At 72.0% G+C, this 14,314-nt stretch carries 10 protein-coding genes; 4 read left to right on the plus strand and 6 right to left on the minus strand.

The genetic code is table 11. The annotated features are described in order from the left end of the window. Positions 1-3: 3 nt before the first annotated feature. Both ACFWPS_RS14600 and ACFWPS_RS14605 read right to left on the minus strand, forming a co-directional pair. Complete coding sequence (locus ACFWPS_RS14600) at positions 4-1,542, minus strand: MFS transporter (RefSeq protein ID WP_383704751.1); 1,539 nt, start codon at positions 1,540-1,542, stop codon at positions 4-6. 145 nt (positions 1,543-1,687) lie between these two features. After that, positions 1,688-2,338, minus strand: coding sequence for a TetR/AcrR family transcriptional regulator (locus ACFWPS_RS14605; protein ID WP_383704753.1), 651 nt, complete (start codon positions 2,336-2,338; stop codon positions 1,688-1,690). Positions 2,339-2,618: 280 nt separating this feature from the next. On the opposite strand from ACFWPS_RS14605, the gene ACFWPS_RS14610 reads away from it, so the two are divergent. The 3 genes from ACFWPS_RS14610 (at position 2,619) to ACFWPS_RS14620 (ending at position 7,966) form a co-directional block, all read left to right on the plus strand. After that, positions 2,619-4,037, plus strand: coding sequence for a M6 family metalloprotease domain-containing protein (locus ACFWPS_RS14610; RefSeq protein WP_383704755.1), 1,419 nt, complete (start codon positions 2,619-2,621; stop codon positions 4,035-4,037). 169 nt (positions 4,038-4,206) lie between these two features. Then, a complete protein-coding gene (locus tag ACFWPS_RS14615) occupies positions 4,207-5,790 on the plus strand; it encodes an IclR family transcriptional regulator C-terminal domain-containing protein (RefSeq protein ID WP_383704757.1) in 1,584 nt (527 codons plus the stop codon). Between the two features lie 166 nt (positions 5,791-5,956). Next, positions 5,957-7,966 carry a PASTA domain-containing protein gene (locus tag ACFWPS_RS14620; RefSeq protein WP_383704851.1) on the plus strand — a complete coding sequence of 670 codons (2,010 nt, stop codon included), beginning with the start codon at positions 5,957-5,959 and terminating at the stop codon, positions 7,964-7,966. Between the two features lie 74 nt (positions 7,967-8,040). On the opposite strand, the gene ACFWPS_RS14625 is transcribed toward ACFWPS_RS14620, so the two are convergent. From ACFWPS_RS14625 to ACFWPS_RS14635, 3 genes are read right to left on the minus strand one after another with little or no spacing between them, the layout of a single operon-like run. Beyond that, a complete protein-coding gene (locus ACFWPS_RS14625; RefSeq protein WP_383704759.1) occupies positions 8,041-9,048 on the minus strand; it encodes a VOC family protein in 1,008 nt (335 codons plus the stop codon). Continuing rightward, on the minus strand, positions 9,045-9,917 hold the full coding sequence (locus ACFWPS_RS14630; protein ID WP_383704761.1) for an alpha/beta fold hydrolase: 873 nt from the start codon (positions 9,915-9,917) through the stop codon (positions 9,045-9,047). Before ACFWPS_RS14630 ends, ACFWPS_RS14625 begins: the two co-directional genes overlap by 4 nt. An 8-nt stretch (positions 9,918-9,925) precedes the next feature. Next, entirely contained in the window at positions 9,926-11,530 is a 1,605-nt protein-coding gene (locus ACFWPS_RS14635; RefSeq protein ID WP_383704763.1) for a bifunctional 3-(3-hydroxy-phenyl)propionate/3-hydroxycinnamic acid hydroxylase, read from the minus strand. A gap of 191 nt (positions 11,531-11,721) precedes the next feature. On the opposite strand from ACFWPS_RS14635, the gene ACFWPS_RS14640 reads away from it, so the two are divergent. Then, positions 11,722-12,414 (plus strand): TetR/AcrR family transcriptional regulator, encoded by a 693-nt coding sequence (locus ACFWPS_RS14640; protein WP_383704765.1) that lies wholly within the window; start codon positions 11,722-11,724, stop codon positions 12,412-12,414. A gap of 233 nt (positions 12,415-12,647) precedes the next feature. Here ACFWPS_RS14640 and ACFWPS_RS14645 read toward each other — a convergent pair whose 3' ends face one another. Continuing rightward, entirely contained in the window at positions 12,648-14,279 is a 1,632-nt protein-coding gene (locus ACFWPS_RS14645) for an MFS transporter (protein ID WP_383704767.1), read from the minus strand. Between the last annotated feature and the right edge of the window lie 35 nt (positions 14,280-14,314).

The following is a 14,314-nucleotide window of genomic DNA, read 5'->3' on the forward strand; positions in this document are numbered from 1 at the left end:
GGCTCAGTGGGCGACCACCGGGATCGCCACCTCGTCCTCCGCGCCCTCACCGGAGGCCACCGTCGTGGTGTCCGGCTTGCCGGCGTTGACGAAGGTCACCACGATGACCGCGGCCAGCACCAGCATGCCGACGGCGACCCAGATCGCGTTGGCGTAGCCGTGCACCGCGCCCTCCATCTGGACCAGCTGCTGCTGCGACTTGGAGGTCGCGGTCGCGATGTGGTCCTTGATGTACGACGTCGTCGCGGACGCGGCGATCGTGTTCAGCAGGGCCGTACCGATGGCGCCGCCCACCTGCTGCGAGGTGTTGACCATCGCGGAGGCGACACCGGCGTCCCGGGGCTCGACGCCGAGCGTGGCCAGGGACATGGCCGGCATGAACGCCGTACCCATGCCGAGACCGAGCAGCAGCATCGCCGGCAGGATCGTCGAGGCGTACGACGAGCCGATCTCCATCTGGGTCATGACCAGCATGCCGGCCGCGGCCACCAGGAAGCCGGGACCCATCAGGGTCCGGGCCGGAACCCGGGTCATCAGCCGGGCGCCGATCTGGGTCGAGCCGATCATCATGCCCGCGATCATCGGCAGGAAGGCGAAGCCGGTCTTGATCGGCGAGAAGCCCTTGATGACCTGGAGGTAGTAGGTCAGGAAGAGGAAGGTGCCGAACATCGCGATGATCGCGATGCCGAGGGAGAGGTAGATACCGCCGCGGTTGCGGTCGAGGACCACGCGCAGCGGCAGCAGCGGGGCCTTGACCCGCATCTCGGTGACGACGAACGCGATCAGCAGCACCGCGGAGGCGACGAACAGGCCGATGGTGCTGACGTCGCCCCAGCCGTCGGACTCGGCGCGGGTGAAGCCGTACACCAGCGAGACCAGGCCGAGGGTGGACAGGAGCACGCCGGGGATGTCGAGCGGGTTGCGGTTGCGGCCGCCCTCCGGCTCGCGGATGACGAAGTACGCGCCGAGCGCGGCGACGATGGCGAACGGGATGTTCACGAAGAACGTCCAGCGCCAGTCGAGGTACTCGGTGAGCACACCGCCGAGGATGAAGCCGACGGCGCCGCCGCCACCGGCGATCGCGCCGTAGATGCCGAACGCCTTGGCGCGCTCCTTGGCGTCCGTGAACATCACGGCGAGCAGGGAGAGCGCGGCCGGGGCGAGCATGGCGCCGAAGACGCCCTGCAGGGCACGGGCGCCGAACATCATCGCGCCGCTGGTCGCCGCACCGCCGAGCGCGGAGGCGGCGGCGAAGCCGGTCAGGCCTATGACGAAGGCCCGCTTGCGACCCCACAGGTCGGCGATCCGGCCGCCGAAGAGAAGGAGACCGCCGAAGGCGAGGGCGTAGGCCGTGACGACCCACTGCCGGTTGCCGTCGGAGATGCCCAGGTCGGTCTGGGCGGAGGGCAGCGCGATGTTCACGATGGTGGCGTCGAGGACGACCATCAGCTGGGCGAGCGCGATGAAGACGAGCGCTTTCCAGCGGTTGGCATCACCGGACTGTGCCGGTGCGCCGGGAGCCTTGGCGGCTGTTTCTGACATGGGGGTACCCACTTCGTGACTTCGTGACGGAAAAAGTGATGCGTGCGGTACAGAAGTGATGCGTGCGATGCGGAACGGATGCTTGAGGTGAGGGACCGGCGGACGGTCCCGAACTAATCGGCGATTCGCGGCTGGGTCGGCTGGTTCAGGCCTGGCGCAGGTCCTCCATGGTCACGGCCGTGCCCGGCAGGGCGGAGCGGGCCGGGGCCCGCAGCCCGTCCAGGAACAGCTGCAGATGACGGTGGACGAAGCGGTCGCCGACCAGGCAGTCGGTACCGAAGGGGGGCCTGCTGAGCTGGGCCACGGCGATCATCACATCGCCGACGCCCACGTCCGGACGGAGCTGTCCGGCCGCCTTGGCACGGTCCATGAGCTGCTCGATGAGCTGCTCGCAGCGTTCACGCGCCGCTTCCAGGTCGGGGTGGTTCTGGTCGAAGGTGCTGGAGACCATCGGGCACAGCGCGCTGACCCGCTCGTCGGCGGAGATGTGCACGAAGCGCTCCAGCGCCTCGAAGGCGTCCCCGGTCTCCGCGAGCGCCAGCTCGGCCGCTTCCGACGTCCGGTCCATCACGGAGCAGACGACCTCACGGACGAGCGCGTCGCGGTCGGGGAAGTTTCGGTACACCGTGGCGTTGCCGACGCCTGCCCGGCGGGCGATGTCGTCGAGCGGCACGTCGGGGCCGTACTCGGTGAACATCTCCCGGGCGGCGGTGACGATCCGCTCCCGGTTGCGCAGGGCATCGGCGCGGGGCCGGGGTGCCTTGCGCAGGGTGGGGATGGCGGTCGCGGTCTGCACGGCGCACTCCTGGTCTCGGGTTTCCGCGATCCGGGGAGGCGTTCCCCGTTTCGCGCGGACACAGGTCTAAACGGGGAGGGGCTCCCCGGTTATTTCCGCACCATCCCCCAATTCCATGTGACCTGAGTCACTCCATCGCGGGCGCCCCGGGTGACGCCCGGCCGGGCCGGGGCGTCCCACGATCGGCCTCTCCAGCGCGCGCCCAACGCCCCCTCGACACAGGGTGATCGAAAGGGTGCAGCCGGAGACCGGCGGCTGCCGTGGAGCGAAAGGTCCATGCATGCAGCCGCAGCCCAGCCGCCGCACACCCGCGAGCCTCACGCGCCTCATACGCCTCATACGCCTCACGCGCCTCAGGAACCGCCGTACCGCACCGCGCCGCCGTACCCCGTCGGCCCGTCGTACGGCACCGGGACGCGGGATACGGCCGGGCCGCCGCATACGCCCCCGCCGTGCGGTCTGCCTGGCCGCCGTCGCCGCGCTGATCCTCGCGGTCGGCACCTCGGCGGGCACCGGGCACCTCACGGCGGCTCCCGCACCGGCCGGCGCAGGACCGATCGCGCTGGCCCGCTCCTCCGTCTACGGCCCCTGCCTGATCAGCGGCGGTCACGACATCCAGATGACCGAGGGCGTCCCCACCCCGGGCGGCTACTCCCGCTCCACCGGCACCGTGCACGCCCTCACCCTGATGGTCGACTTCCCCGACGCGCCCGGCCAGGGCAGCGCGCTCGACCGGTACCACGAGTTCTTCCCGCAGACCCAGGACTGGTTCCGCACCTCCTCCTACGGCAAGCTCGACTACCGGCCCGCCGCCCCGATCGACCACTGGCTGCGGATGCCCAAGCCGTTCAGCGCCTACGGCATAGAGCGCGGCGCGCCCTTCGACCCCGGTTACCGGCAGCTGGTCCAGGACATCGTGGCCGCCGCCGACCCGGACGTGGACTTCCGGTCGTACGACCTCCTGAACGTGCTGGTCACCCCGAACGCCGGCCCCTCCGCCCTGGACACCGTGCTGTCGGTGACCTTCGCCGGCAACGGCGACGCCCCGGTCGCCGACGGCACGCCGGTCGCCAACGCCTCCTTCGTCTACTCCCGCCAGGACGACGGCTCCGGCTCCTACGCCAGCACCGGCTACCGGGTCCTCCCCCATGAGAACGGCCATGTCTTCGGCCTGCCCGACCTCTACACCCAGGAGGGCGGGGGCACGGTCGGGCACTGGGACATCATGAGCGAGGACTGGGGCTCCGACAACGACCTCCTCGCCTGGCACAAGTGGAAGCTGGGCTGGCTGGACGCCGACCAGGTCAGCTGTGCGGCGGGCCGCGGCAGCACCGCGTACACGCTGACCCCGCTCGCCCGGGCCGGCGGGCGCAAACTCGTCTTCGTCCCCGTCGACGCCCGCACCGGCTACGCCCTGGAGGTGCGCGCCAAGGGCGGCAACGACGAGGAGATCTGCCGCCCGGGCGTCCTCGTCTACAAGGTCGACGCGAACGTCGACACCGGCCGGGGACCGATCAAGGTGTACGACGCCCACGGCGACAGCGGCGGCTGCACCCGCAGCCCCAACGTCCAGGCGGAGCTCTCCGACGCCCCGTTCGGACCGGGCGAGAGCTTCAAGGATCCCCGGCACGGGATCGAGGTGCTGGTGGAGGGGGTGGACGGGGAGGGGAACTACCGGGTGCGGGTGACGCGGGGGTAGCGGGCGCCGCCGGGCAGGCCCGGGTTGCCGGACCCGGCGCCGGCCGGGTGGGCCACGGTTTACGGTAGGCGTGCGCTGATCGCCGTAGCGAAGGCCGTGCCGTACCGGAGATCACGGAAACCGTCGTACGGGAGATCACGGAAACCGTCGCACCCGAGCCGGAGAGTCGATGACCGCCCCCTTGCCCTCCTCCCCCGTGGCGCACGAGCCGCCTGCCGAGGCGGTGACGCCGCTGATCCGGGGCGTGGCGGTGCTGGAGGCGCTGACCGAGGCGGGCGGGACGCTGAGCGCGAGCGCGCTGGAACGGCGTACCGGCCTCGCCCGTTCCACGGTGGACCGGATCACCGCGACCCTCTCCCGCATGGGCTATGTCCGCCCGGACGGCCGGGAGGCGGTGCTCACCCCCGGGGTCATGGAGCTGGGCAACGCCTACCTGGCCGCGCTCCGGCTGCCCGCGTTGCTGGACGCGCACGCCGACGCGCTCGCCGACGAACTGGACGAGTCGGTGTCGCTGGCCGTCGCCGACCGGGACGGCATCCGGTTCATCCACCAGGCGACCCGGCGCCGCGCGATGTCCGTCAGCTTCCGCATCGGCGACCTGCTGCCGGCCGAACGCACCGCCCCCGGCCCGCTGTTCGCGGCCGAGTGGACGGAGCGGGAGTGGGCGGTCTGGCGGGCGAGGCGCGCGGCGGACCCGACGGACGCGGGCTTCCCGGCCGTACCGCCCCGGAGTCCGGCCGCCGCCGACGACTTCGAGGCGTGGACCGAGGAGACCCGGCGCAGCGGCTGGGCCCTGGACGACCAGCTGATCGAACCCGGCCTGGTGGCGGTGTCCGTCCCGGTGCGCGACCCGGGCACCGGACGGGTCGCGTGCGTGGCGAGCGTCGTCAGCCACACCAGCCGCCACACGGCGGCGGACCTGCGCAAGACCCTGCTCCCCCGGCTGCGGACGGCGGTGACGGCGATGGAGAGGGAGCTGCGCGAGGCGGCGGCCCGGCCCGCGGAGCCGGGCCCGCCCCCCTCGGGCCTCGCCGTGTGGACCACGGCCTCGAAGCACGAACTCGGCCGCGACTTCGTGGAGTCGCTGGCCCGGGGCCTGACGGTCCTGACGGCCTTCGGCGAGGGCCGCTCGGCGCTGACCCTGACGGACGTGGCGAAGGCGACGGGCCTGGCCCGGGCGACGGCCCGGCGGGCCCTGATCACGTACGAGCACCTGGGTCTGGTGGCCGCGGACGGACGCGATTTCACCCTCACCCCCCGGGTGCTGTCCCTGGGCTACCCGCCGCTGTCCCGCACCACCCTCGCCCGCCTCGCGGCCCCCCGGCTGCGTGCCCTCGCGGACCGGCTGCACGAGCCGACGGCGCTGGCGGTACGGGTGCCGGGGGCCGATCCGGCGGAGATCCAGTACGTCGCGGTGGCGGCCGCGAGCCGGGTCCTGACGGTGGACATCACGGTGGGCACCCGCCTGCCGGCGAGCCGTACCGCGCTCGGCCGGGCCCTGCTCGGCCTCGCCGAACCGGGCGGCTACGCCCTGGCGGACCAGGAGCTGGAGTCGGGCCTGCGCTCGATCGCGGTACCGGTCCGGGACCGGGCGGGCCGCCCGGTCGCCGCCCTGAACGTGGCCACCCACGCGGCCCGCCGCACCCTGGCGGAATGCGTGAGCGAGGTGCTGCCCGCCCTGCACGCCACGGCGGCCCAGGTCCAGGACGACCTCCACATCGCGTCCCGCTTCACCCGCGTCCCGCTGTCCTGACGCCTCCGCTGCCCAGCGCGGGGGCGTGAGCAGGCTCTCATGGGCCGGTCCGGCCTGCGCCCAAGAAATTTACCCGCCGATGTGCAATTATCTTTCCGGAGCTCCTGGCCCGTGAGGTGGCACGTCGCATCGCCTCAGACTTCCGACTGTTTGTGGAGTGAGCACAGTGAACCTCGGCGGACCGGACCACCCGTCCTACTCCCACCCGGGCCACACACCCGACCAGTACGAAGCCGGGTACGGCCACAGCGGCTACGGCGGTCACGGTGCCCCGTTCTGGGAGCCGGCGCCCGCGGCCCAGCCGGGTCCCGCGCCCCTGGTCGGCGGCCGGTACGAACTGCGCCTGCTGCTCGGTTCCGGCGGCATGGCCGAGGTGCATCTCGCCCACGACGTCCGGCTGGGCCGCGACGTCGCCCTGAAGACCCTCCGCGCCGATCTCGCCCACGACCCCGGCTTCCAGGCGCGGTTCCGCAAGGAGGCCCGGTCCACGGCGTCCCTCAACCACCCGTCCATCGTCGCGGTGTACGACACGGGCGAGGACCGGTACCTCTCCTACGGCACCGGCCTCGCGCTGCCCTACCTGGTGATGGAGTACGTCGACGGGATGACCCTGCGCGACGCCCTGTACTCCTCCGGGACGCAGCTGACCGTCGAACACGCCCTGCAGGCGACCGCCGGTGTGCTGCGGGCCCTCGCCCACTCCCACCACCACGGCATCGTCCACCGCGACATCAAGCCGGCGAACGTCATGACGACCTCCTCCGGCCAGGTCAAGGTCATGGACTTCGGGATCGCGCGCGACACCGACGACGTCGGCCTGACCCAGCCGGACGCCGTGCTCGGCACCGCGCAGTACCTCTCGCCGGAGCAGGCGCTGGGCGAGGAGATCGACGCCCGCTCCGATCTGTACTCGGTGGGGTGCCTGCTGTACGAACTGCTCACCCGCCGGCCGCCGTTCTACGGCGACTCCCCGATGGCGGTGATGTACCAGCACCTGCAGGAGCCGCCGCAGCCGCCGAGCCGGTACAACCCCGAGGTGGACGCGCGGGTGGACGCGGTCGTCCTGCGCGCGCTGGAGAAGGACCGCGCCCACCGCTACCGGTCCGCCACGGAGATGCTCGCCGGCATCGAGGCGTGCCTCGGCACGGGAGCGCCGGCGGGGGCCGAGCCGATTCCCGACGAGGAGGAGCGGAAAGGCGGCGGACGCAGGAGCACGACCACGCTGGTCGCGGCCGGGGTCGTCGTGGCCGTCGCCGCGGTGCTGTGCGGCTGGCTGCTCTTCGGCCGCGGCCCTGCCGACGACGGGAAGTCCGAGGTACCGGATCTGGTCGGCATGACCCTGGACGACGCGCGCGGCAGCGCGGACAACGTCGGCCTCACGCTCACGGTCTCGGCCCGCAAGCCCTGTGCCGACCAGCCGAAGGGCCGCGTCTGCACCCAGAGTCCGGCGGACGGCAGGATCGCCGAGGGCGAGGCCGTGTCGGTCACCGTCTCCACCGGGGCGCCGAAGGTCGAGGTGCCGGACGTCACCGCCAAGGACGAGGACGACGCCTCCCGGATCCTGACGGACAGGGGCTTCAAGGTGAAGACCACGCACGTCGAGTCCTCGCAGGACCCCGGAACCGTGCTCAGGCAGGACCCGGAGGGCGGCGGCAAGGCGGAGAAGGGCACCGAGATCACCCTCACGGTGGCCAAGGAGGCCGCGAAGTCGCAGGTCCCGGACCTCACCGGGAGCACGCTCGCGGAGGCTCGCAAGCTGCTGGCCGCCCAGGACCTGAAGCTGGGCGACACGACCGAGGCCGACAGCAGTGCCGCGGCGGGACCCGTGGTGGGGCAGAGCGTCCAGGGCGGCACGGAGGTCGCGCCCGGCACCGCCGTCGACGTCCGGGTCGCCAAGGCGGAGCAGACCGTCCTGATCCCCGCCGGCATCGTCGGCGAGACCCTCGGCGAGGCCCGCGGCGAACTGACCGGACTCGGCCTCCGGGTCACCGTCGCCTCCGGGTACCCGCAGACGTCCGACGCCGTGGTCACCTCCAGCACCCCGCAGGCGGGGAGCGAGGTGGTGACCGGCAGCACCGTGGTCCTGGTCACCGAGTCCGCCGACGACTCCTCGGGCGACGGCACGACGGACGGAACGACGGCGAGCGCGTCCCCGACGGCGACCGACGGGTCCTGAGCCCGGGCCGGTCGAGGGGTCCCGAGGCCGGCCCGGACTCAGGACCCCTAAGGCCGGTCCGGGCAGGGCCGTCGTCAGTCGTCCGGGATGCCGGCTCCGCTCAGCGCGGGGACGGTCTTCTCCGGGTGGAGCAGGGAGCGGGTGCCGTGCCGGAACTGGCCGAGTCTGTCGACGATGGTCTGGCCGACCGGGGTGTGGCCCCAGATGCTGATGCCCTGGTGGGTGGCGGGTTCCCAGGTCGTCTCGTCGACGACGAGGGGGTTCCAGCCGACCTCCCACTCGAAGCCCGAGGGGGTGCGGGCGTAGTAGGAGAGTTCCTTGTCGTTGGTGTGCTGCCCGACGGACAGGGCCATGTCGAAGCCGAGCTCGTGGACGCGTTCGTAGCTGCGGGCCAGGTCGTCCAGGGAGGCCGCCTGGATGTTGAGGTGCTGGACGCGGGTACGGACCGGGTCGACGGGCAGCCCGCGGACGGCGGCGATCGCGATGGAGTGGTGCCGTTCGTTGACCCGCAGGAAGCGGATCTTCAGCCTGACGCCGCTGATGGTCTCGTCGATGTAGTCGGTGAGGCGGGCGTCGAAGACGGTGCTGAAGTAGCCCCGCAGCAGGGTGGGCCTGGCCGAGGTGAGGGCGACATGGCCCATCCCGGAGTCGCCGGTGACCCAGCCGGACGCGAGCATCTTCAGGGGTTCCGAAGAGATGGCCGGGGTGGTGTAGATCTCCTGTGCGATGCCCTTGGGGCCGGGGAAGCGGAGCAGGCGTTCGACGCCGCGCAGCTTCGCCTCCTCGGCGGTGCCCTGGACGGCGGGGACGCCGTGGGCGCGGACCCGGGCCTCGATCCGCTCGAAGGCGGTGTGGTCGTCGAGGTGCCAGCCGACGGCGACCACGTCCTCGGCGGGGCCGCGGCGCAGCAGGAAGCGGCACTCGTGGTCGTCGAGGCGGAAGCGCATCAGACCGGTGCCGAGGTCGTCGTGGTGCATGCCGATGGCGTCGGTGCCGAAGCGGCGCCAGTCCGCGAACCGGTTCGTCTCGATGACCAGGTAACCGAGGTGGACGGAACCGAAGACGTCGGGATGCGCGTTCATCGCCGGCCGGCCAGGAAGTCCGCGCACAGGCTGTTGAAGAGTTCGGCGCGCTCCCACTGCACCCAGTGCCCGGTGTTGGCGACCATGTAGAGGTCGCAGTTGGGCATCCGGTCGGCCAGCATCCGGCCGCCGGAGGGCCGGTTGACCTTGTCCGCGGCACCCCACAGCACCAGGGTCGGCACCGGCAGCCGCGCCAGGCGCCGGTCGCGGGTGAAGTCCGTCCTCCACACGGTGCGCAGGGCGTTCGGGCCGGACGGGCGCGTCAGCGGCGGGTTCGCGACGACCTCGGGGTCGATGCTGTCCCGGTAGCGGGAGTCGATGACCGACGCGGGCACCTGCGCCGCGTTGAAGACGAGATAGGTGCGGATGAACTTCTCCAGCTTCAGCCGCGAAGGGCCGTCCCCCGTGTAGTAGCCGAGGAGGCTGTTGAGGCCGGGGGTGGGCAGGGCGCGGGTGGTGCCGATGCCGCCGGGGCCCATCAGGACCATCCGGCCGACCCGGTCGGGGGTGTCCAGGGCGAGCCGCAGCGCGCAGGCGCCGCCGTAGGAGTTGCCGACCAGGTGGGCCTTGTCCAGGCCGAGTCGGTCCAGCAGGCCCCGGATGTGGTCGGCCAGGTAGCCGAACGGGTCGCTCCCGTCGACGCCCTTGGTGCTGCGGCCGTAGCCGGGCAGGTCGGGCACGATGACCCGGTACTCCTTGGCCAACTCGGCGATGTTGCGGCTGTAGTTGGAGACGCCCGAGGCACCCGGACCACCGCCGTGCAGCAGCAGGACCGGGGGGCCGTCACCGGTCTCCGCGACGAAGATCTTCTTGCCCGCGATGTCGAGCAGGGACTCGTGCATCGACGACGGCTGAATCTGCGTGGTCATGGGTGTCCTCACTGGGCGGAGACGGCAGCCGGTCGCGATGCGGGCGCGAACCCGGGCGGCGGTGGCGGGAGTTGGGCGCCGGCGCGCGCGGCGGCGTAGACGTAGGCGTCGGGGCGCAGGGCGAGCGTGGTCACGTCGCGCTCCGCGAGCCAGGGCAGCAGCACGCCGTCGCTGTCCACGACCGCGTTCCCGGCCGGACGCGATCCCGCCGGCAGGACGGCAAGGGCGGGCACACCGGTCCGCTCCCAGGCAGGCTGCGGGCGGGGCGGGCCGAGGTGCAGCAGCAGCCAGCGGCCGGCGAGCACGTCGTCCAGCCGGACCCGCTCCCCGTCGGGGCCGGTGACCCAGGGCTGCGGGAGCTGGCGCCCGGAGGCCTGGGTGCGCGGGCGGGCCTGGAAGCCTTTCGCGTAGGACGCGACCGGTATCCAGTTGGCGTCGACCAGCCGGGAGGTGAGGCCCGACAGCGGGCGGATCGCGCGCAGCGCGGTGTTCCGGACGCGGGCCACCGGAAGTCTGCGTTCGGTGATGAGGCGGCCGACGAGCACCGCCCGCCGGGTGACCTCCTTCACGTGCGGCTTGCGTTCGGCCTCGTAGGAGTCCAGGAGCGGTTCGGGGAGTTCGCCGCGCAGCACGGCGGCGAGCTTCCAGCACAGGTTGGCCGCGTCCCGCACCCCCGCCGCCATGCCCTGCCCGATCCACGGCGGCATCGCATGCGCCGCGTCACCGGCGAGGAAGACCCTGCCGACCCGGAAGCGGTCGGCGAAGCGGACGTGGTGGCTGTACACCGTCGCCCGCAGGATCCTGATCCGGTCGCGGCCGATGCCGTAGCGGGACACCATCGCGTAAATCGCGTCGTCGGTGGTCAGGTGCTTCTCGTCGTCGCCGGGCAGGATCGGGAATTCCCAGCGGTGGTGCCCCAGCGGCGTCGGGCAGTCCACGGCCGGGCGGGCCGGGTCGCAGCGGAACCGCAGCCGGTCGTGGTCCGGCCACGGCTTCAGCATCTCCGTGTCGATGACGACCCAGCGGTCCTCGTACGTCCGCCCCTCGTACCCCACGTTGAGCTGGGCACGGGTGAGGCTGGAACCGCCATCGGCCGCGATCACGTACCGCGCGCGCAGCCGTCGTACCGAGTCGTCGGCACCTACGACCGTCAGCTCCACGCCGTCACCGTCCGCGGACTGACGCAGCCGCAGGCACTCGTGGCGCAGCAGCACCTCCACGTTCGGGTAGCGGTCGAGGCCGTCGCGCAGGACCTGCTCCAGCGCGGGCTGGTAGATGAACATCTGCGGTGGATGGCCGTGGCCGCGCGGGGCGGGGCAGGCGCTGAGGAAGGTACGGCCCTGTGCGTCGACGAAGTCGAGCGGCCGCTCGGCGAGCATGTCCAGCTTCAGCCGCTCGGCCAGGCCGATGCGCTGCCAGATCCGGATGACCTCCTCGTCCGTGGAGATCGCCCGCGCACGGGAGTAGATCTCCGCGTCCCGCTCCAGCACGACGACCCTGAGGCCCATGCCGCCCAGCAGGTTCGCCGCGGTCGCCCCCGTGGGCCCGTAGCCGATCACCGCCACGTCGTAGGCGCTGTCGTCGGCTCCACCCCTGGCACTGACTTCGCTCACCAGGCCACCTCACTGTCGTCCCTGTTTGCCTGCGGCTCTTACGGCTCTTGCTGCAGCGTCCGCCCTTGCGGCTCTTGCCGGCTCTTGGCGGCCCTTGCTGTAGCGCTTACTCCAATTGGAGCAGGTGCTACGGTAAGGCGGGCGTCAACAGGGGTCAAGCACTCGGGACGGAAAGCAAGGGGGCCCATCCGATGACCAGGCAGCCGACGCAGCGCAAGAAGCGTGCGAACGGCCTGGAGTCGCGGCAGCGCATCCTCGACGCCACCGTGGAGATCGCCGGCGAGCGCGGCTACGACGGCACCTCCATCGCGGCCGTCAGCGCCAAGTGCGGGCTGCCCGCCAGCTCGATCTACTGGCACTTCCAGGACAAGGACGACCTGATCGCCGCGGTCATCGAGCGCAGCTTCGAGACCTGGCTGGCCACCATGGAGCTGCCCGGGGAGGAGACCGGCACACCGCTGGAGCGCGTCACGCGGATGGCGGCGAACGTGGCCGGGTCACTGGTGGACACGCCGGACTTCCTGCGCCTGGGTCTGATGCTGGCCCTGGAGCGACGCCCCACCGAGCCCCGGGGCCGCACGGTGTTCCTCCAGGTCCGGGACATCGCCCGGCGGCGGCTCGCCGAAGTGATCTCCGCCCTGGTCCCGGACCTGGACGAGGACGCCGTGGACACCCTGGCGACCTACGCCGTCGCCGGAGGCGACGGTCTGTTCGTTCACCGGGAGATCACCGGCCCCGGCTTCGATCTGGTGGCGATGTTCGAACTGCACGCACGGTTCGTCCACGACGCGGCCACGCACCTGGCGGCGCGGGCCGCGGGGCGCCTCAACGCACCTGTCGCCGCCTCTGCCTCTGCCTCCGGCTCCGGCTCCGGCTCCGGCTGATCCCGTCCGGTTCCCCCTTAAAGCGAAAGAGGGACGGTGCCGGGCGTCCCTCCCGGCACCGTCCAGGACCGTGCGCCGCTCAGGCACGGTCCGTCTCGGGGCGCGGGAAGCCGAAGCGCTGGAGCGGAGTCCGGCTTCCCGTACGCGGTTGTGATCGCGGGCGCGGCGGTGGTTGTGGCCACGGCTGTGGCTGCGGTCGCGGCTGTAGTTGCAGCCGTTGTCGCGAGTGCCGCTCAGGCGATGCTCGCCTGCTCGTCCTTCTCTTCTTCCTCTTCTTCCTGCTGCGGCTGCTCGGCTTCCTCCTCGGACCTGGTCTCGCCGCGGAGGCCGGGCAGCACCGCGAGGACGATCATCGTCCCGGCGGCCATGATGATCCCGCCGATCAGGCTGGTCCGGGCGACGCCGTGGGCGAAGGACTCGTGCACGGCGTCGAGCAGCGCCTGGGCCTGCTGCGGCCCTCCGGCGGTCGGGTTCTTCGCGACCTGCTCGGCGACGGCGATTCCGCCGCCCACCGAGTCCTTGGCGGTGTCCAGCGCGGCGGCCGGAAGGTGGCTGCCGACCAGGCCGGTCAGCTTGTCGCGGTAGGCGGTGCCGAGCAGCGAACCGAGGATCGCGATGCCCAGGGAGCCGCCGAGTTCCAGGGCGGTGTCGTTGGCGCCGCCGCCGACGCCCAGCTCAGACTCGGGGAAGGAGCTCATGATGGTGTCGGTCGCCGGGGAGACGCTGAGGCCGATCGCGAAGCCGAGCATCATCATCGTCGGCAGGAAGTCGGTGTAGGCCGAGCCCTTGTCGATCCGGGTGAGCAGGAAGACGGCCGCGGTACCGATCGCCATGCCGGTCACCACCATCGGCTTCATGCCCAGCTTCGGGGTCAGCCGCCCGGTGATCGCGGCGCCGGCGAAGACGGCCCCGGCCAGCGGCAGCAGCCGTACGCCGGTCTCCAGGGCGCTGTAGTCGAGAACGAACTGCAGGAACTGGGTGGCGTAGTAGATCGCGCCGAACGTGCCGAAGAAGAAGAACAGCACCGCGAGCATCGACCCGGAGAACGGGCGGTGGGCGAACTTCCGGACGTTCAGCATGGGGTGCGGGTGCCGCAGCTCCCAGGCCACGAACGCCAGCAGGCCCACGCCGGCGACGACGGCCGCGGTGACCGGGCCCCTGCCCCAGCCGAAGTGCGGGCCCTCGATGGTCGCGTAGACCAGGCTGCCCACGGAGACGATCGACAGCAGTCCGCCGACGTAGTCGATCCGGCCGAGCTTCTCCGCCCTGGACGGCGGCACGAGCGTGAGGGCGCCGAAGACGGCGACGACGGCGATCGGGACGTTGATGAGGAAGGTGGAGCCCCAGGCGTGGTCCTCAAGGAGCCAGCCGGCGACCAGCGGGCCGACCGCGATGGCCAGGCCGGACGTGGCGGTCCAGGCGGTGATGGCCTTGGCGCGCTCGTTCCTCGGGAAGATCGCGACGAGGAGTGACAGCGTGGCCGGCATCACCACGGCCGCGCCCACGCCCATGATCGCGCGGGCGGTGATGACCAGGTCGGTGTGGTGGACCTGGCTGCCCATGACCGAGCCGCCGGCGAAGACCAGCAGGCCCAGGACCAGGGCGCCACGGCGGCTGTACTTGTCGCCGATCGAGCCGAGCACGAGCATCAGCGCGGCGTAGGGGACGGTGTAGCCGTCGATCACCCACTGCAGGTCGCTGCTGGACAGGCCCAGGTCCGTCGTCATGTCCGGCGCCGCCACGATCAGCGACGTGTTCGCCATGACGACGATCAGCAGGCTCAGGCACAGCACGATCAGGGCCCACCAGCGCCGTGGGTACGGCTCGCTCATCTTCTCGACGGGGGTGTTGGCAAGAAACGGCACGGGAGTCTCCCAGGGGGACGCGGGTTCGAGGGGCC

It is taken from the genome of Streptomyces sp. NPDC058457 (assembly GCF_042720695.1).
Classification (GTDB): Bacteria; Actinomycetota; Actinomycetes; order Streptomycetales; family Streptomycetaceae; genus Streptomyces.